General features: G+C 53.3%; 14 protein-coding genes. 1 reads left to right on the top strand and 13 read right to left on the bottom strand.

Annotated features, from left to right (window positions below):
- Positions 1–617: 617 nt before the first annotated feature.
- The 12 genes from HMPREF2626_RS07020 to gmk all read right to left on the bottom strand — a co-directional run bounded on the left by HMPREF2626_RS07020 (position 618) and on the right by gmk (position 15,352).
- Positions 618–2,555, bottom strand: coding sequence for a heavy metal translocating P-type ATPase (locus HMPREF2626_RS07020; protein ID WP_070619320.1), 1,938 nt, complete (start codon positions 2,553–2,555; stop codon positions 618–620).
- Positions 2,556–3,605: 1,050 nt separating this feature from the next.
- Entirely contained in the window at positions 3,606–3,794 is a 189-nt protein-coding gene (gene rpmB / locus HMPREF2626_RS07015) for a 50S ribosomal protein L28 (RefSeq protein ID WP_067976505.1), read from the bottom strand.
- 79 nt (positions 3,795–3,873) lie between these two features.
- Complete coding sequence (locus HMPREF2626_RS07010) at positions 3,874–4,542, bottom strand: thiamine diphosphokinase (protein ID WP_070619317.1); 669 nt, start codon at positions 4,540–4,542, stop codon at positions 3,874–3,876.
- Entirely contained in the window at positions 4,542–5,198 is a 657-nt protein-coding gene (gene rpe, locus HMPREF2626_RS07005) for a ribulose-phosphate 3-epimerase (protein ID WP_141744608.1), read from the bottom strand. Before rpe ends, HMPREF2626_RS07010 begins: the two co-directional genes overlap by 1 nt.
- A gap of 19 nt (positions 5,199–5,217) precedes the next feature.
- Entirely contained in the window at positions 5,218–6,108 is an 891-nt protein-coding gene (rsgA, locus tag HMPREF2626_RS07000; RefSeq protein WP_070619310.1) for a ribosome small subunit-dependent GTPase A, read from the bottom strand.
- Positions 6,101–8,329, bottom strand: a complete 2,229-nt coding sequence (gene pknB, locus HMPREF2626_RS06995) for a Stk1 family PASTA domain-containing Ser/Thr kinase (protein ID WP_070619308.1) — start codon at positions 8,327–8,329, stop codon at positions 6,101–6,103. Before pknB ends, rsgA begins: the two co-directional genes overlap by 8 nt.
- Positions 8,307–9,068 carry a Stp1/IreP family PP2C-type Ser/Thr phosphatase gene (locus HMPREF2626_RS06990; RefSeq protein ID WP_070619305.1) on the bottom strand — a complete coding sequence of 254 codons (762 nt, stop codon included), beginning with the start codon at positions 9,066–9,068 and terminating at the stop codon, positions 8,307–8,309. The genes pknB and HMPREF2626_RS06990 overlap by 23 nt, the downstream gene beginning before the upstream one ends.
- Positions 9,069–10,460: a 16S rRNA (cytosine(967)-C(5))-methyltransferase RsmB gene (gene rsmB / locus HMPREF2626_RS06985; RefSeq protein WP_168162724.1), complete on the bottom strand. Its 1,392-nt coding sequence runs from the start codon at positions 10,458–10,460 to the stop codon at positions 9,069–9,071.
- Positions 10,435–11,391, bottom strand: a complete 957-nt coding sequence (gene fmt / locus HMPREF2626_RS06980; RefSeq protein ID WP_070619299.1) for a methionyl-tRNA formyltransferase — start codon at positions 11,389–11,391, stop codon at positions 10,435–10,437. The genes rsmB and fmt overlap by 26 nt, the downstream gene beginning before the upstream one ends.
- A gap of 8 nt (positions 11,392–11,399) precedes the next feature.
- Positions 11,400–13,814 carry a primosomal protein N' gene (gene priA, locus HMPREF2626_RS06975; protein ID WP_070619296.1) on the bottom strand — a complete coding sequence of 805 codons (2,415 nt, stop codon included), beginning with the start codon at positions 13,812–13,814 and terminating at the stop codon, positions 11,400–11,402.
- A gap of 699 nt (positions 13,815–14,513) precedes the next feature.
- A complete protein-coding gene (gene rpoZ, locus HMPREF2626_RS06970) occupies positions 14,514–14,720 on the bottom strand; it encodes a DNA-directed RNA polymerase subunit omega (protein WP_067972308.1) in 207 nt (68 codons plus the stop codon).
- The gene (gmk, locus tag HMPREF2626_RS06965) at positions 14,720–15,352 is read right to left on the bottom strand and encodes a guanylate kinase (RefSeq protein ID WP_067972310.1); all 633 of its coding nucleotides are present in this window, start codon (positions 15,350–15,352) and stop codon (positions 14,720–14,722) included. Before gmk ends, rpoZ begins: the two co-directional genes overlap by 1 nt.
- Positions 15,353–15,599: 247 nt before the next feature.
- On the opposite strand from gmk, the gene HMPREF2626_RS06960 reads away from it, so the two are divergent.
- Positions 15,600–15,989 carry a hypothetical protein gene (locus HMPREF2626_RS06960; RefSeq protein WP_070619293.1) on the top strand — a complete coding sequence of 130 codons (390 nt, stop codon included), beginning with the start codon at positions 15,600–15,602 and terminating at the stop codon, positions 15,987–15,989.
- 379 nt (positions 15,990–16,368) lie between these two features.
- On the opposite strand, the gene cls is transcribed toward HMPREF2626_RS06960, so the two are convergent.
- Positions 16,369–17,847, bottom strand: a complete 1,479-nt coding sequence (gene cls, locus HMPREF2626_RS06955; protein WP_070619290.1) for a cardiolipin synthase — start codon at positions 17,845–17,847, stop codon at positions 16,369–16,371.
- Between the last annotated feature and the right edge of the window lie 374 nt (positions 17,848–18,221).

The raw sequence follows: 18,221 nt of genomic DNA, 5'->3' as shown, positions 1-18,221 counted from the left end.
AAATAGCTCCTCTTCACCAAAAGCCGCCGAAGACTTGCAGTCTTCTCTGTCTTTTGGCTCCAGAGCTCTATTTCTCCCGCTAGCCTTCGCACCCTGAAGCTTGCTTAGTCACGGCTAAGGACCAACTTCAACGCTTCACTCCTGCTCAAATCTTAACTCTTCTATGACCTTAATTGTGCTAGGCATTTTCAATCGCGAGAAATACAAAGGCTTATCTTAAATGATAAGGCAATAAGAAATCGAGATTTTGCCATTTCCTTTGAGAAGTGGCGGGTTCTTGAGTCGATATTGCCACTTCCTTTGAAAAAAGGCAGGTTCTCAAGCTGATACTGACAGTCCCCCTGAGGAGAGGCAGCTTCTCGTGCCGATACTGCCAGTCCCCTTGAGAAGTGGCAGCTTCTCACTCTTTATGGTCAAGAATGTTAGTGATTTGTCCGTTTCTATTTTTGAGAGCCCCGTCTGGCTTCCCTTCACTCCCACCATCAAAAAAAGCGAACGCTAGTCATTCACAAGCGTTCGCTTTTCATTTTTATTTCAAGCAATGGATAAAGTATGGCTATTGATTTGTGAGCCGCAGTGGAGCTTGGCTGTTCACCAGCATCCTTTTATTAACCCGCTTATTTAAACTCGCGTGGGGTCAGTAAGAGGCGGAGGGCGTTAATAATGACGAGGATGGTGGACCCTTCGTGCATGATGACGCCAATCGCGATGTCCATCTTGCCAAGGAAGTTGAGGGTGACCAGGGTTAGCACGACCAGCATGGAGAAGGCGATGTTCTGCCAGGTGATTCGGTCCATCTTTTTGGCTAAGCGGTGGGCATAGACCATCTTGGAGAGGTCGTTTTGCATGAGGACCAGGTCAGCTACGTCCATGGCCACATCGGTTCCGTCCCCCATGGCCACTCCCACATCGGCCTTGACGAGGGCGGGTGCGTCGTTGACCCCATCCCCTAGCATGGCGGTGGTGCCGAAGCGGGTCTTCTGGTCCGCCACAATGCCGGCCTTGTCTTCGGGCATGACATTGGCTACTACTTCCTGGATGCCGATCATCCGGCCCACTGCTTCCCCGGTTAATTTGGCGTCACCGGTGATCATGGTGGTGTGGATACCTTCCCGGTTAAAGTAAGCGATGGCTTCCTTGGCCGCTGGGTTGGGCAGGTCCATGAGGGCGATCAGGCCGACCACTTCTTCATTGACCGCCATGTAAACCACGGTCTTGCCTGCCTGGCCCAGCGCTTCTTCTTTAGCCTTAAAGTCTGCCTTGACTTGGGCGAAGGAGGAAGGCTTGCCGATCCGGTAGGTCTGGCCTTGGTAGTTGGCTGACAAGCCCCGTCCCAGTTCGTTTTCAACAGTTAAAACAGGTGCGGTCTGGGGGGTGAAGTGCTTGAGGATGGCCGTGGCTAGGGGGTGGTTGGATTCCTTTTCCATGGCAACAAGGATATCGACTATGGCCGCTTCATCGACCGAGGCATCGAAGTAGGCATCGGTCACGCTGGGTTTGCCGTAAGTTAGGGTGCCCGTTTTATCGAAGGAGATGGCCTTGAGCTCAGCGACCTTGGAGAGGTAGGCCCCACCCTTGACCAGGACCCCTTTTTTAGACAGGTTGGAGATGGTGGACAGGGTCGCGGGCACGGCGCTAGCAGCCAGAGCACAAGGGGAAACGGCGATTAGGTAGACCATGCTCCGGTAGAAGCTCATCTCCCAGGTCCAGCCGAAGATGTAGGGACCGGACAGGAGGACGAAGGGGAAGAGGAGGAGGACCAGGGTCACATACTTGGGTTCCAAGCGCTGGATCAGACTGGCGGTCTTGGTCAGGCTGGACTGGGACTGGTTGACCATGTCTAGGATCTGGGCGAAGACTGTCTCTGAACTGTCCTTCGTCACGACCATGGTGAAGGTCCCGGTCCCGTTGATGGTGGAACCGAAAACCTCGTCACCTACCCCCTTCTCCTTAGGCATACTTTCGCCATTGATGGAAGATTCGTCAACCGTGGTCAGGCCGGAGAGAATAACCCCGTCAGTTGGAATCTGGTCGCCATTGAGGACTTTCAACTGGTCGCCCACCTTGACCTGGTCAACCGGCACCAGCTGGGTCTCACCATTGGCCAAAATCAAGCGGGCCTCTGTTGGGTTCATCTGCAGGAGATTGGTAATCTCACGCTTGCTCTTGCCGTCCACATAGTCTTCCAAGAAGTGGGCCCCCGCAAAAATCACAATCAAGAGCGCCCCCTCCTCGAAGTTGCCAATGGCCATGGCACCGGCTGTCGCTAGGGCCATGAGGAAGTGGATATTGGGTAAGAATTTCTTATTTTCGAGGCTCTTGCGAATGGTATCGCCAAAACCTTCAAGGATAATATGGTAGCCAGCGGTCACAATCGCCACTGTGAAGGCTAGGTTGGCATAGCCCGATCCCGTCGCCTCCAAATAGAGACCAATGAAGAAAGCCGCTAAGCCGACAAAGTACATGATAACCGGTAACTTCCCGTCATGGTCGTGTTGGTCTTCGTGGGTCTCAAGGCTTGCCTCAGCCTGGACCTCTAAACTCTTCTCGCACATTTCATTTTCCTCCTTAGATCGTTTGTTATACTTCCAATTCATTTAGCTTGTATGGGTTTCATATGAGTATCCGTTCATCTATTGATTAAAGGCTTACATGAAGAGCCACTCATTCATGCCCTTATTATACTTGAACAGAATTTCATATGTCAACCCTTTTAAGCTAAAAAATCTGCCAAAAAGGAAAAACAAGCCAAGGCCAGCGCCACAAGCTTGAACTTAGCATATTTTTATTAACAGGGTGTGAAGGCTAGTAGCAATTTGCTTTCGAAGGCCCTGAACGCAGATAGCAAGTCGCCAATTTGCGCTCAAAAGCTCTGAGTACAAATAGCAGCTCACCAGCACCATCAATTCCCCCAGCCCTTACAATTAAAAGCAGAATTGCTTCAAGCTTTATAAATAAAACCGGGATTAACTTATATTTTTGCTATTCAACGCTAGATGAGAAGAAGCTAGCAACGCTGCTGTCGCAGCCTTGAACTTCATCTCTGCCCAGCATACGATATCTGTAATCTCACGCTGTTCGAACAGCTATCGCATAAGTCGCTTCGCTCCAAGAGCTGAAGCTGCTCGAGCCGGTGCTATGCTTTAGCCGTTGGCGCTTTAGCGACTTACGGATAAAGTACAAGACGGCTTCAGCCGTGTTGATCCGCTGAACTTCAAGGACCAAATTCAAAAGCGCAACGCATGCTCACCAGCACCATCTCATTCACCTATTAACCTTATAAAAATAAAAGCAGAATTGCTTTCAAACTTTTAAATAAGGCCGAGATTAGAATATTTTTTTGCAATCCATGTGGTGAGCAGGAGTGGAGCGTTGAAGTTGGTCCTTAGCCGTGAAGAGCAAGTAAAGCGAATTACGGATCGTTGGCGCAAGCCTTACGAGCCGTTTGAGATTTGCTAGGCGAGAGACCAAGGCTCGAGCCGGTGCCACGGCTCTTCAAGGACCAAATTCAAAAGCGCAACGCATGCTCACCTGCACAACTTAATTTAAGCACAAAAAAAGAAGCCGAGACCACAATCCCAGCTCCATTTTTTTATTTATAAGTCTTAGGCACGTTTAACAAGACCTGATTTGATAGCACGAGCTGACGCCCATACACGTTTAGGTTTACCGTCTTCAATAATACGAACTTTTTGTAAGTTTGCTTTAAATGAACGTTTTGAAGCGTTTAAAGCGTGAGAACGGTTATTTCCTGTTTTTGCTTTACGACCTGTGAAGTAGCATTCTTTAGCCATTATGTCATCATACTCCCTTCGTTCAAAAATCATGTACCAAATAATCATAGCATAAAGTCCAGTCCCTCGCAAGATTTTTTTACCGCCAAGCATCCCGGCTCTGGATCACCAAGAGACGCCCCGAAGTAAAGCTCAGGGTCATGGTCGACACATCGGGCAGGAATTCGTTGGAGATAAAGGCGCGCGGGGTGGTCATCTGGTAGTCGTCCAGGGTATAGACAACCTGGTTCAAGGTCAAGTCCGCCACCGGTCCCAGGCCAATAAAGGACAGATACTTCTTATCGGGCTGGCGGTCGATTTGATGGTCACCGGGCAAGAGGAAGCCCAGGCTGTTGTAGGGGTCTTCGAAGGTCAAGCGCTCGAGAATCTCCCGGTAGCGATCCTCGTAGCCCAACCAGACCACGCTCAGGGTGTGGTCCAAGCGCCCACCGAGAAAGCCCAAACACCGGATGGTCCCCTGCCAGTTCATCTTTATGAGATAGTCCAGAGCTTCCTCCAGGTCGGTGGCATCCTTCATGGCGGGCAGTTCCACCACTTGCTTGGCTTTTGAACAGATCCATGCCTTCTCTTCCGCTGTCACCGAATCGAAGTCACCCAGGGCCAGGTCCAAGGGCAGGCCGGCTTCTAAGAGTCGACGGGCTCCCTTGTCCACCCCCAGGCAAAAGTCATCCGGACCCAGGTCCAGGCTCTCCAGCCACTTGGCATCCAAGTCCCCGCTCCCCACCAGCAAGGCTTGCGCATGACTCATTAGATCACCGCTTCTCTCAGGGAAAGGATGGCTTTTTTCACATCATCTTGGCCGTAGACATAGGAGCCAGCGACGAAGACATCTGCTCCCTTATCATAGCAGGTCTTAATGGTTTGGTCTGTGATCCCGCCGTCGACTTGGATCAGGAAGTCCAAGCCTCGTTCATCGCGGATTTGGGCCAGCTGACTGATCTTATCGGTCACTTCGGGCAGGAAGGCCTGGCCGCCGAAGCCGGGATTAACGGTCATCACGAGGACCATGTCAACTTGGCCTAAAACCGGCTCCACCAGGCTTACAGGATCAGCAGGATTCAAAGCCACTGCTGCCTTCATGTCCTGGCCGTGGATCTTTTGGATCAGGGCGTGGAGGTGCTGGCTGGCATTGGCATGGACGGTCATCTGGTCCGCACCTGCTTCAGCTAGGCTGTCCACATAGTCTTCGGGCCGGCTGACCATGAGATGGCAGTCGAAGAAGAGCTTGGACTTGGGACGGAGGGCGGCGACAATGGGTGCCCCAAAGGTTAGATTTGGGACATAGTGGCCGTCCATGATGTCGATATGGACCCAGTCGGCACCGGCTTCCTCAATCCGTTTCACTTCACTCGCAAAGGCTGACATGTCAGCGCTCAGAATAGATGGGGCAATTTTCATTTGGATTCCTTCTTTCATATAGTTTCTAATACTTGGGTTTACGCTTGGCGAGTTCATCCAGGAGCTGGCAGTAGGAGGTATAGCGAGATTCTTCAATCTCCCCTTCCGCTACCGCTGCCTTGACCGCACACTTGGGCTCCTTGAGGTGGAGGCAGCCGCGGAACTTGCAGGCGGGAGCATAGGCGGCGATATCTGGAAAACACCCCGTCAGCTCGGCCGCTTCCATGTCCGGCAGGTCGATAGAGGAGAAGCCTGGGGTATCCAGGAACTTGCCCCCTAAGAGGTCATGGAGCTGGACATCCCGGGTGGTATGCCGGCCCCGGCCCAGGGACTTGGAGACTTCTGCCGTCTCTAAGTCAAGTTCAGGCAAGAGGCGGTTGAGGAGTGTCGACTTGCCCACCCCCGACTGGCCCACCACGACCATGGTCTGGCCCTGGCTAAAGCTTTCCAGGTCAGCTAGGTCCAGGGCATCACTTTGGAAGACCCGGTAGCCAATTTTTTCATAGAGGGCCATGAAGTCTGCCACTTCCGCCCGCTCGTCTTCTGCTAAGAGGTCCAGCTTGCTGAAATAGAGGACCACCTCGATGCCTTCATAGGCCAGATAAGCCAGGAAGCGGTCCAAGAGCTTGGGCGAGATGCTGGGTTCCTTGACCGAGACCACGAGGAAGGCCAGGTCAACATTAGCCACAGGGGGCCGCTGGAGCTGGTTTTTGCGTGGCAGGACCTCTGTGATCAGGCCTTCCCGGTCATGGTCGGCGATAAAACGCACATAGTCCCCGACTAAAGGGCTGGTCTTAGTCTTTCGAAATTGGCCCCGAGCCCTGGTTTCATAGCGTTGATGGCTCTGAGCTTCTTCCACATAGTAGAAACCGCTCAGGGCGTGGACAATCTGTCCTTGGTAGTCTGTCTTAGTCACTGGCTTTCACCCGGTTTTCTATAATGGTACGGCCGTCCCGGACCACCTTGAAGGAGGCGATGTCACCTTCCACGGTTTCAAAATCCAGAGTATAGGAGGTATCCCGGGAAATGGTGAAGCTGTCGGCAGGACTGGCATAGGAATGGTTGTAGTCATCAATGTAGATCTCAATATGGTTCTCACCACGGGCCAAGAGCGGCTGGTCCTTGGTCCACTCGCTGGCTTGGACCCGGGTCCAGACAGGCCAGGTTCGCCATGACTTGAAGAGGGCGGTCGGTTCTGCCAAGTTGCGCAGGCCGACCGTGCTGTCATTGCGGCGGTCTTGGCGGGAGTGTCTGGAGGAACTGGAGCTAGATGATGACCGGCTCTCCTCTTCTTCCTCTTCCTCGCCCTCAGCTGGATCGCTGTAAGGGATGGTGATGGTGTGGGAGAACTGGACGGTGGCTGGCTTCTCAGGGCCTAGGGAAAGGACCACAGATAGGCTGTCACCGGCTTGAACCTTGGTCGAAGGCGAAGGGTTTTGGCGGATGACCCGGCCTGCTTCCACTTGGTTGGAATACTCACTGGAAGTGGTCAAGTTAAGACCAATCGAATCCGCATAAGCCTGAACTTCGGACTGGGTCTTCCCAGCCAAGTCTTGGAGGCTAAAGGTCTCCTTCCCCTTGCTGACCTTGAGTGTCACCGTGGTCCCTTTGACCTGGACTTCCTGGCCTGAGCCTGGGTCCTGGTCCACCACATGGCCGGACTTGATCTGGTTATCATAGACCTCTTCCTTCTTCACCTTGAAGCCCTCTTCTTCCAGCTCGCGCTTGGCCTCGTCAAAAGGCTTGTCGCGGTAGTCCTTGAGGGTGACCTTCTTGGGACCGGTAGAGACATAGAGGTCAATCTCAGCATCTTCCTTGACCCGGCTGCTGGCTTCCGGATCGGTCCGGGTGACCCGGCCATCCTGGATGTCTTCCGAACTTTCCTCCTGCTGGTCCCCTACCCGGAGGCCGGCTTCTTGGATCAGCTGGACGGCTTGGTCGGGGGTCATCTTGGCCACATCGGGCACTCGGACCCGGGTCATGGCCGAATAAACGGTCACTGACAGAAGCAAGAGGACGATCAGGGCACTGGCTACTAACCAGCGCGGCAGGGACTGGAGCTTGGCCCAGATGCCCTGAGACCGCGTCTTTACAGTCCGGTCCTCAGCTGGGTCAGGACGAGGCCCTTCTGACCGCTTAAGATCTGACGCTTCCACTTGACTTGTCGAAGCTGTCCCCGAAGTCGCCCCGGCAGTGGGCAAAACCAAAGTCTGGTCCAGTTTGTCAGCCTCTGCCTGGGCGTCCAAGTCCGGCTTGGCTAGGATAATGGTCTCAGCCGCTAAGCCCGAGCCATTGACCAGGGGCACTTCTAGATTTTCGGCATCCAGGGCGGTCGCTAGGTCCTCGGCCATGTCCCGGCAGCTCTGGTAGCGGTCGCTGGGGTCCTTAGCCGTGGCCTTGTAGATCACATTTTGGATGGAGTTGGGGATATGGGATCTTTCCGCGTCTAAGGCGGGCAGGTCCTCTTGGAAGTGCTTGAGGGCGATGGAAACCGCCGACTCCCCATCGAAGGGCACATGGCCCGTCAGCATCTCAAAGGACACAATCCCCAAGGAATAAATATCCGACTGGGCCGTGGCCAAGCTCCCCCGGGCCTGTTCCGGCGAGAGATAGTGGACCGAGCCAATGATAGTGGAGGTTTGGGTAATGGAAGTTTCCGTCGAAATAATGGCGATCCCAAAGTCCATGATCTTCACGGTTCCATCGGCCTTGACCATAATATTTTGCGGTTTGAGGTCGCGGTGGACAATACCGTGGTCATGGGCGCACTGAACCCCGTCGAGGATCTGCAGCATGATAGCCTGGTAGGTCTGGGGCGAGATGGGATGGTTGTCGCGGATATAGGTCTTTAAATCCTTGCCGTCGACATACTCCATAACAATATAATTCTCCCGCTCCTTGTCCCCGATATCATAGACGTCCACAATATTGGGATGGTCGAGTTCGGTAATGGACATGGCCTCGCGTCGAAAGCGGCGGATAGAGTCCGTTTCATCATCTAAGTCTAAACGTAAAAATTTAATGGCAACTTGTCGCTCGAGGATGTGGTCAAAGGCCAGGTAAACATTGGCCATCCCACCGGAACCGATATGACTTAAGAGCTCATAACGCTCATCAATGAGCTGCCCGATTCGCATACTCGTCGCTCCCCTCAATCCGTGCCAAAATCACTGAAATATTATCCTTGCCCCCGGCTTGGTTGGCCGCTTCCACCAGACGTTGGATGGACTCGTCCAGGTGGGGATAGTGGTCAATGATGGCTAGGATATCCTCATCTGCCAACATATCACTCAAACCATCTGAACAGAGGACAAAGACATCATCCGGATAGAGGTGGAGCCGGTCGATATCCACATAGAAGTCCGGCTTGACGCCCAGGGACTGGGTGATGATATTCTTCTGCGGATGGGCCTTGGCCTCCTCTTCCGAGATCATATTGAGGTCCAGGAGTTCTTGGACATAGGAATGGTCCTTGGTAATCTGCTTAATAGCCCCGTCCCGGATCTGATAGGCCCGGCTGTCGCCAATATGGGCAATGGTCGCCTCCCGGTCCATCACGGCAATGGCCACCACGGTCGTTCCCATTCCTTCTAGGTCATGGTATTGCTGGGACTTTTCGATCAAGCGGTCATTAGCATCTTGCAGGACCAGCTGGAACCAGTCCCTGGCCCGCTGGTGGGTCATATCCACCGTCTCCTCCCAGGCCTTACCCACCTGGAAAAGGGCCATCTCACTGGCCACATCGCCCGCATTCTGACCGCCCATGCCGTCGCACAGGATCAGCAGGGCTTGGTCGGATTGGTTATAAAAATCCCCCAGCTGGTCTTGGTTCTCCTTGCGCTGGATGCCGATATCCGTTAACTTCGCTACTTCCATCTAATCACTTCCCTCTGTCTTCTTTCTAAAGTTGGCAATAAAAAAGCCATCACTGGAATAATAATGGGGTAAGATTTCCAAACACCCCTGGGCTGTCTGGGCACGCTGGAGCGCCGCTTCTTTGACGGGCACGGCTTCGAGGGCCATCTCTGGATGGCGGTCGAGATAGGCGGCCACGACAGCTTGGTTCTCTTCTTCTGTTATTGTACAGGTACTATAGGTCAAAAGGCCAGACTTTTTCAAAAGAGGGGTGACTTCGTCTAAGATAGCCACTTGGATGGCCTGGAGCGCGGTCAAGTCCGCGGCCTCCTTGTGGTAGCGGGTGTCCGGCTTGCGACGGAAAAGGCCCACCCCCGAACAAGGGGCATCGACTAAGACCCGGTCCAGGCTCTCTGCTTCAAAATTCTGACCCAAGTGACGGGCATCCTGGCTGGCCACTTGGACCCGGTCCCGGAGCCCGGTCCGCTCTAGGTTCTCTTCGATCAAGGGCAGCTTAGCGTCTTGGATATCATAGGCATAGACCTGGCCCTGGTCACCTACTGCCTGGGCTAGCTGGACGGTCTTCCCGCCCGGAGCTGCACAAGCATCGAGAACCCGGTCACCCGCTTGGACGTTGAGGGCCTGGGCTGCCAGACTGGCCGACTCATCCTGGATGGTGATCAGCCCCTGCTTGAAGGCCTGGCTGTTGGCAGGATTGCCCTTGGTCACCCGGTAGCTGGAAACATTAATGGGGCTGGCTTCGAGCACATAGCCTTCGTCTTCCAGGCCTTTAATAATCGCTGCCGCCCGATCCGAATCTAGGATGCGGATGGCCGTGGCTGGTGCCTGGTTGAGGGAGGCCATCAAGTCTTCAGCCTCTTCCCCGAAGCGGTCCCTGAAATAGGTCACCCAATAAGTGGGGAGGCTGTAGCGAAGGGAAGCGACTTCCACTTCACTGGCCGCTTTTTCCCCAATAAAGGTCTCCAGGTCAGGATACTGGCGGAAGCTGTTGCGGAGGACGCCATTAGCAAAGCGGCCCAGGCTGGCATTGCCCCGCTTCTTGGCAATCCGCACGGCTTCATTGACGATGGCGTGTTCGGGAATGGCATCCAAGTAATAATATTGATAATAACTTAAGAGAATCAGCTGCTTGAGCCATTTCTTCACACGATTTGGCCGCTTGACCATGTGGCTGAAGAGGACCTCGAGCGGGATCTGGTACTGGAGGGTCCCATAGACTAGCTGGGTATAGAGGGCCTGGTCACGTGGGACAACGGCTTGGTCCTGGATAGTCTGGCTAACGACATGGTTGACATAGGCCCCCTCCTGGAAGACTGCCGTCAGACTTTCCATGGCCTGGTAGCGGGCGGACTGCTTAAGAGTTGGCTTATTCGAAGCGGTCGTTGACGTCAATATGGCCAGCCCCCCCATTAATGAAACTTGCGCTATCCATCTGCTTCTTGCCATTAGGTTGGATTTCTAGAACATTGAGGACCTTGCCGTCGCCCGCTGCAATCAGGAACTGGGCCGGTTTCTTCTTGATCCCAATAACGGTTCCCGGGGCCTGGTCGGTCGTTTGGTCAGCTAAGACCTCGGTCCGCCAGAACTTCCAGCGCTGGTCCTCATAGAGGGCATAGGCACCCGGCCAGGAGTTGAAGGCCCGGATCTTATTATGGATGGCCTGGGCAGGTTCTGTCCAGTCGATTCGCTCCTCAGCCTTCTTGATATTGGGCGCATAAGTGGCCTGGTCTTCATCTTGTGGGACCGCTTGTAAGTCCCCGGCAAAAAGGCCCGGCAGCTTGTCGATTAAAAGCTCAGCCCCCAGGTCAGCCAGGCGGTCAAACATTTCCGCTACTGTGACCTGGTCGTCGATTGGGGCTTTAGCCTGGGCTAGGATAGGGCCTGCATCCATGGCAGGGACCATCTGCATCAGGCTGACACCCGTCTCCTGGTCGCCCTTCCAGATAGCATAGTGGATGGGCGCCCCACCCCGGTATTTAGGGAGAAGACTGGCATGGACATTGACCGCCCCGTACTTGGGTGCTTCAAGCAGGCTTTGGGGCAGGAATTGCCCATAAGCCGCTGTCACTAAAAGATCCAGCTCTGCTTGGTCAAAGAAATCGGCAATTTCTTGGTCTGAGGCAATGTGTTCAGGCTGGAAGATTTTAAGGTCGTGGGCTAGGGCCAGCTCCTTAACGGGTGTCGGGGTTAGCCGGCGCTTGCGGCCCACTGGACGGTCCGGCTGGGTCACAACTGCGACCACTTGGTAGTCGGGCTGGTCCAAGAGGGCTTGTAAACTTTTTACAGCAAAATCTGGGGTGCCCATAAAGACAATATTTTTCATAGTACCTCCTAAATAAACGTCATCGGTTCAACATCAATGGCAATATAGACTTGTTTCTTGCTCCATTCCTGGGCCATGGCCTGGATTTCCTTGAAGGTCTGGTCCAAGCCGTCGAGCTGGCGGTATTGGAAGAGGAGCTGGAAATAATAGCGGTTCTTGAGCCGGGCAATGGGCGCCTGGCTGGGACCAAGTATGCGCGTGCCCTGGCCCTGGTCATAAGACCGGAGAAAGCGGGCTAGCTGGGTCATAGCGAGCTGGGCCTCCCGTTCGTCGAAGTGGGAGACGGTCAGGCGGATGGTGTAATAGTATGGGGAATAATGGTTCATCTTACGGAAGGCCATCTCCTTGAGATAGAAGCTGTCGTAGTCCTGGGTCTGGGCCAGCTGGATGGCATAGTGGTCGGGGTTATAGGTCTGGATAAAGACCCGGCCTGGCAAGTCTCCCCGGCCTGCCCGACCGCTGACCTGGGTGAGGAGCTGGAAGGTTTTTTCGCTGGAGCGGAAGTCGGGCAGGTTAAGGGCCGTATCGGCATTAATAACGCCCACCAGGGTAATATTGGGGAAGTCCAGGCCCTTGGCAATCATCTGGGTGCCCAAAAGAATATCGGCCTCCCCGGTCTCCACCTTCTTCAAGAGCCGGGCCGTGCTCCCCTTGCGCCGGGTGGTATCATTATCCATCCGCACGAGATTGGCCCTGGGAAAGAGCTCCTCAATCTCTTCTTGGACCCGCTCCGTCCCCGTCCCGAAGTCCCGCAGGTGCTGGTTCGAACAGAGGGGACAGCGCTGGGGCAGGTGGATGGAATAGCCGCAATAGTGACAGTCCAGCGACTGGGCCTGGTAATGGTAGGTCAAGCTCACGTCGCAGTGCTCGCACTTGAAGACATAGCCGCAGTCTCGGCACATCATATAGGCCGCATAACCGCGGCGGTTGAGCATAAGCGCCACTTGTTGGCCCTGGTCCAAGGTCTCCTGGATAGCATCCCGCAGCTTACGGGAAAATTGATAATAGTTCTTATGGCGGAATTCCTCGCGCATATCCACAATCTCCACCTGGGGCAAGGGCTTCTGGTTGGCCCGCTGGCGGATGGTCAAGAGCTGGTAGACCCCGTTCTGGGCCCGGGCCCGGGATTCCAGAGATGGCGTGGCCGAACCCAAGACTAAGGGACAGTGGTGGTAGGCCGCCCGCCACTTGGCCAGGTCCCGGGCATGGTAGTGGGGTTGGTCAGCCTGCTTGTAGCTGGTCTCATGTTCCTCGTCAATAATAATAATGCCTAAATTCTCTAAAGGAGCAAAGATGGAAGACCGAGCACCCACCACGACCTGGGCTTCTTGGCGTCTGATCCGCCGCCACTCATCGAATTGCTCCCCCACTGAGAGCTGGCTGTGGAGGACCGCCACCTGGTCGGCAAAGCGGCCTTTGAGATGGCGGACCATCTGGGGGGTCAGGGCGATTTCAGGAACCAGGAGCAGGGCCTTTTGTCCCGCTTCAAGGGCCTTCTGGATGAGCTGGAGGTAGACCTCCGTCTTCCCACTCCCAGTTACCGCCTGGAGGAGGAAGTCCTGGTCGGATTGGACAGCCATAGCCTGGCTGACCTGGTCATAGGCCTGGGCTTGCTCAGGTAAGAGAGGCAGGGGCTTGGTCGCTTCGAAGTCGCTGTCGGCCAGGGGATCGCGGCGGACCTCCTGTTCATAGACCTTGAGCCAACCCTTGCGCTCCCCAGCTCGGACCGTCTGCATGCTGAGGTCATAGTCCTCCCGCAGCGTCCGTGTGGGCAGGGACTTACCCTCGAGTTCCATAAGCAGTTCACAGAGGAGGACCTGCTTGTGGGCCATTTTGGACAGGCCGGCATGGACTTCCTCTAAGTCCTCCCGGTCCAGGAGGGGTTGGATCCAGTTCTCGGTCTTGACCCGCTTCTGGTCCTCCACCCGGTATTCCAAGCTCAGCTTGCCCTGGTCCTTGAGCTTGAGCAAGTTTTTTAAATGGCCGTCCTGGTCAGCTTGGGTCCAGGCATAGGCCTCCTTGTCGGCAAAATAATACTGGTGGTCCATATAGGATAAGTTTTCAGTGGGCCGGAAGTACTTCTCATACTTGACCTTGAGCAGGCGCGGGAGCATGGCGTGGTAGCAGGTCACCAAGAAAGAAAAATAATGGTCGGCCATATAGTGGCCTAGGTCCAAGAGTTCCTGGTTGAGGACAGGCACATCGTCCAAGAGGGCAGTTAGGGGCCGGAGCTCCCCCTCATAATCGCTAGCGGAGACCAGGTCTAGGACATAGGCTTGGACTTCCCGAACGCCAAAAGGCACCTCCACCCGCATGCCAGGCTGAACGAGGCCAGCCAGCTCTTCGGGGATGGCGTAGTCATAGGCTTGGTCGGTTTGTTGGGTCGGGACGTCTACAATGACACGTGCAATGGATTCGCTCACAAAATCCTCCTCTCTCTAATTACTCTTCTCTTCCATTTTAAACGATTCAAGGCCAGAAACAAATTTTTTCGTTGGGGAATATATTTATAATTGTATAAAAGTGATGTAAACACGAATGGTGGGCTTGAGCTTCCCTTCCGTCTTGGCTTTATAACAGATTAACGAAAAAATTAACAAGTAATACAAGTATGAAAAAAAGCTGGATGGGATTTCCAGCTTCTGTATAAAGGTCGAAGTGTTTGAAAAAACGCTCTGGGAATGGGCTTGACTGACCCTAACTTCAATCATAAGCCACACTTGGAGCCCTCATTTGAGGGTTGAACGTTAGCAATCCACACTGTCGGAGTCTATTTGTGGCTTGCAACTTGCTAACCCACAGTGTTGGGGTCTTATTGTGGACTGAGCGATGGCAAGCCACACTCGAAGGGGGCAATTGTGGATTGGCCACAAACCCTCACACCCTTAGTCGGGTTCGGTCGCGCAGCTTCCTTGTCACTTCACAAGTCTCCCCCGCAGTCTTTCAGACCGCTCTGGCGACTTGTTCCAGTGAAAGGAAGCTAAGCGCCAAGTCTCTCACCCTATCTAGTTGGGTTCGACTTGGCAGAGTCGGAGTGATTTCACAAGTCAGAAACGAGCGAATGCTTCGCTCTTATTCTGACTTGCTCCAATCATCCGACTCTAACCGCCAAGTCTCACACCCTATCTGAGCGATTCGGGATCGATAACTAGGTCGTTGGAAGTTATTTCTTCCAGGGCTTGGCCGACGTACTTGGGTGAGCGGTATTCGTTGAGCATGGGGTTGCGGTTGACTTGTAGGTCGTGGGCGCGTTTGGCGGATACGCTGCACAGGGAGTATTTGGAGTTTACTTTTTCGAGTAAGCGGTCAATGGATGGGTAGATAATCATTAATTAGTCTCTCCTTCGTCTAAGTAATTCTCAACCACGTCATCGATGAAGCGGTCAACTTTGAGGTGTTCCGCTTGGATGATGGTTTGGATGTTTTCGACAGCTTTGGATACGTCATCATTTTCAACAACATAATCATACTGGGTCATTAATTGTAATTCGCCCCGGGCTTGCTCCATGCGCTTGGCGATGACATCAGGGGCGTCAGTGCCACGGTTGACGATCCGGGTTTCGAGTTCGCCCAAGTTTGGTGGCGCGAGGAAAATAAAGACCCCGTCCGGCATCCGGCGTTTCACCTGGAGGGCGCCTTGGACTTCAATCTCCAAGAAGACGTCCTTCCCCTGCATGGTCATGTCTTCAATATAGGCCAAGGGGGTGCCATAATAATTGCCCACGTATTCGGCATATTCTAATAATTGTTCTTCTTCAATCATCTGCTCGAACTTGCTGCGGCTAACGAAGAAATAGTCCTGGCCATTCACTTCGCCTTGGCGCGCTTCACGTGTTGTTGCTGAGACAGAATAGAAGAATTGGTTACGATCGTGGTCCGTATCGAACAAGGCTTTCCGCACGGTACCTTTTCCCACCCCAGAAGGGCCTGATAAAACAACTAATAATCCTTTTGATTTCATAGAACACCTTTCACCCTCTGAATTTATATAACAACTATAGTAACATAAATCTCAGCCTTTGACAGTAAGATTACAATTTTTTTATCATTCTGACCCGTCGCTGATCTGATAGCTCCATTATAACATGAATCAAATTTTTTGTTTTAATATTGACAAGGGAACAGGCGTTCGATATACTAAAAGTACAGAACATCCGTTCCGGTATTTGCGATTATTCGAGATAAATTTTCAGTAAAGGAGCCTTCATATGGAAAAATTATCCCATTATCAACGTCTAAAAGCCCTCTTCACCCCCGCCAGCCAGCTTGCGGAAATCAAACCGAGTCAAAAAAGCACAGCCAGCCCAAACGCTGAGCCTAGCCAGCTGACCCAGACCATGCCCGCCCTAGCCATCGCCCGCGGACTGGACCAGGCCCTGAGCCAAGGCGATCCTATCTACCTGACCGTCAGCCGGCAAAATGGTCCCCTCCTGACCAAGGACATCCTCTTCGGCACTGTTAAACACATCGACAACCACAAAGAACGCATCGTCTTCGCCGAAGCCCTCAACCCCGTCACCCACCTCATCGCCCTCGACCGCATCCAGGCCATCAAAGCCGTGGGGAAAGAAAACTTGAAATCCCTCCCTATCCAATAAATAGCTCTCATACAGGGACAAGCACAATTATTAATATATCAAATAAGGATGAACAAGCTAGCAAGGCCCTTGCTAGCTTGTTTTCATTATGGTGAGGGAGAGGACAACTTGCATAGCAGAGGACAACTTGCTAATCAGACCTCCGTTTGCGACTTGGTGCGTTCCTACTTGCTAACCAGGCCGATATTCGAAAGTTAGCCACCCCCTAGTCACAAACGGAGCTGTCATTTGAAAGTTAGCTCTGCCCTATCCTGGCAGTCTTGAAGCTCTAACCATTTAAGGCCCAAGTTCAAAAGTCGACTAGCTCCCACCAAGACCCTTTCCTTCACCCCAGATAAAAAGCTGTCCTCTATTGGCAGAGGGCAGCTTTTTCACTTCATTATAAGATGGGCGAGAGGAGTCGCGAGAGGTTCTGGCGGAGTTTTTTAAACCAGGATTGTTGGTCGAAGTAGGCAGCGTCCAGTGTTGTTGAGACCTTCAAGTCGTCCTGGTAGGCGGCTTTGAGCTTGGCTACCAGGTCCTTGTCATAGACGAAGGCGTTAACTTCAAAGTTCAGGCTGAAGGACCGAATATCGAAGTTGGCGGTCCCGACACTAGCCACTTCATCGTCGGCAATAACGACCTTGGAATGGAGGAAGCCCTTGTCATAGCGGTGAACCTGGACCCCTTTTTCAATAATCTCCCGGCAGTAGTACTCGGTGGCCCGGTAGACGAAGGGGTGGTCGGGCTTGCAAGGGATCATGAGGTGGACCTCAACCCCTGACAGGGCCGCAATTTCCAGGGCTTCGTAGACACTCTCATCGGGTATAAAGTAGGGGGTCTGGATGTAGAGGGTGTGCTCGGCCGAGTTGATCAATTGGATGTAGCCCAGCTTGATCTGGTCGGTGTCGTCTTCCGGCCCGCTGGACACAATCTGCATGGGCACGTGGCCGTGGTCTGCCTCGTTGACTTCCGGGAAATAGGACCGGGCGTCATCCGAGATCTCCAGGAAGTCATCGTAGCTGTAGTCCATGGAGGCACACCAGTCGCGGATAAAGCGGGTCTGCATGGCTTGGACCGCTTCCCCGCGAACGCGCAGGTGGGTGTCCCGCCAGTAGCCCAGGGGCCCCCGTCCGATATATTCCTTGGCGATGTTGAAGCCGCCGATATAGCCTAAGTCACCGTCGATAATCACCAATTTGCGGTGGTTGCGGAAGTTGAGACGGAGGTCGACCAGCCAGTAGCCCCGGCTAAAGAAGCCACTGGTCTCTGCCCCTGCCTCTTCCAGTCGGTTGATGTCCTTACGACTGAGTTTCCGGCTGCCTAGAGGATCATAGAGCAGGCGGACTTTGACCCCGGCCTCTGCCCGCTCAGCCAAGGCTTCCACCACCTGGGACCCCATCTCATCGGAAGAGAAGATGTAGTACTGGATATGGATGTGGTCCTTGGCCTGGCGAATATCTTCCAGGAGCTGGTGCATCTTGGCCTTGCCATCGACATAGAGGTCCACATCGTTACTATTGGTCAGGAGGGCATCATCCGTCTGGTAAAAAAGCTTGATCAGACTCTGCTGACTGGAGGGATAGGTCTTCAAGTCCCGGTGCATACCGTCTTCATCGATGTACTTATCGACTAGGCTGCTCATCCCCATGACTTGCTGCTGGGAGAGGGAAAAAATCTTGTCGTCAGACAGGCGCCGGCCAACGAAGAAATACAAAATAAAACCAAAACCAGGCAGGAGGATCAAAACCAAGAGCCAGGCCCAGATCGAAGTGACCGGGCGGCGCTGGCGGAAGACCGTGAAGACCGCCAGGATGGTGTTGGCAATAATAAAGAGCGAAAATAAATTGGCTAAAACAGTTTGGGTTGTTTCTAACATGCAGTCACCTCTTAAAAAAAGAGGCCGATAAGCTGATTCTGATTGAGATGGTGCTGGTGAGCATCCGTTGCGCTTTTGAACTGGCTCATTGAAGAGCCATGGTTAAGGACCAGGTTCAAAGCTTCACTACTGCTCAAAAATAATTAGCTGGCTCACTGTGACTGAGCCATCAATTGCCAACACTAAATAATTAAAGAACCACATAGCTTTCGGCCTCTTTTTGGATTATGAAGTATTTTTTATTTGGGTTTGTCAGATTGGATTGAGTGTTTTCGAAAAATCGGTGCGGTCTATTTGCTTTTAAAACATTGGGAGGCAAATAGACGCCAGACCTCACACCCTAGTTGGGTTCGCAGTTGCAGACTTGAAGTGAC

The sequence above is a fragment of the Aerococcus sp. HMSC062A02 genome (genome assembly GCF_001809535.1).
Classification (GTDB): Bacteria; Bacillota; Bacilli; order Lactobacillales; family Aerococcaceae; genus Aerococcus.
The sequence above is the reverse complement of the archived record's forward strand: the minus strand, read 5'-3'. Positions and strand labels throughout refer to the sequence as shown.

Bases quoted from the DNA above. Each gene is read 5' to 3' on its own strand.
- HMPREF2626_RS07020 (WP_070619320.1), bottom strand. From the start codon at position 2,555: ATGTGCGAGAAGAGTTTAGAGGTCCAGGCTGAGGCAAGCCTTGAGACC.
- rpmB (WP_067976505.1), bottom strand. From the start codon at position 3,794: ATGGCTAAAGAATGCTACTTCACAGGTCGTAAAGCAAAAACAGGAAAT.
- HMPREF2626_RS07010 (WP_070619317.1), bottom strand. From the start codon at position 4,542: ATGAGTCATGCGCAAGCCTTGCTGGTGGGGAGCGGGGACTTGGATGCC.
- pknB (WP_070619308.1), bottom strand. From the start codon at position 8,329: ATGCGAATCGGGCAGCTCATTGATGAGCGTTATGAGCTCTTAAGTCAT.
- HMPREF2626_RS06990 (WP_070619305.1), bottom strand. From the start codon at position 9,068: ATGGAAGTAGCGAAGTTAACGGATATCGGCATCCAGCGCAAGGAGAAC.
- fmt (WP_070619299.1), bottom strand. From the start codon at position 11,391: ATGAAAAATATTGTCTTTATGGGCACCCCAGATTTTGCTGTAAAAAGT.
- rpoZ (WP_067972308.1), bottom strand. From the start codon at position 14,720: ATGATTATCTACCCATCCATTGACCGCTTACTCGAAAAAGTAAACTCC.
- gmk (WP_067972310.1), bottom strand. From the start codon at position 15,352: ATGAAATCAAAAGGATTATTAGTTGTTTTATCAGGCCCTTCTGGGGTG.
- HMPREF2626_RS06960 (WP_070619293.1), top strand. From the start codon at position 15,600: ATGGAAAAATTATCCCATTATCAACGTCTAAAAGCCCTCTTCACCCCC.
- cls (WP_070619290.1), bottom strand. From the start codon at position 17,847: ATGTTAGAAACAACCCAAACTGTTTTAGCCAATTTATTTTCGCTCTTT.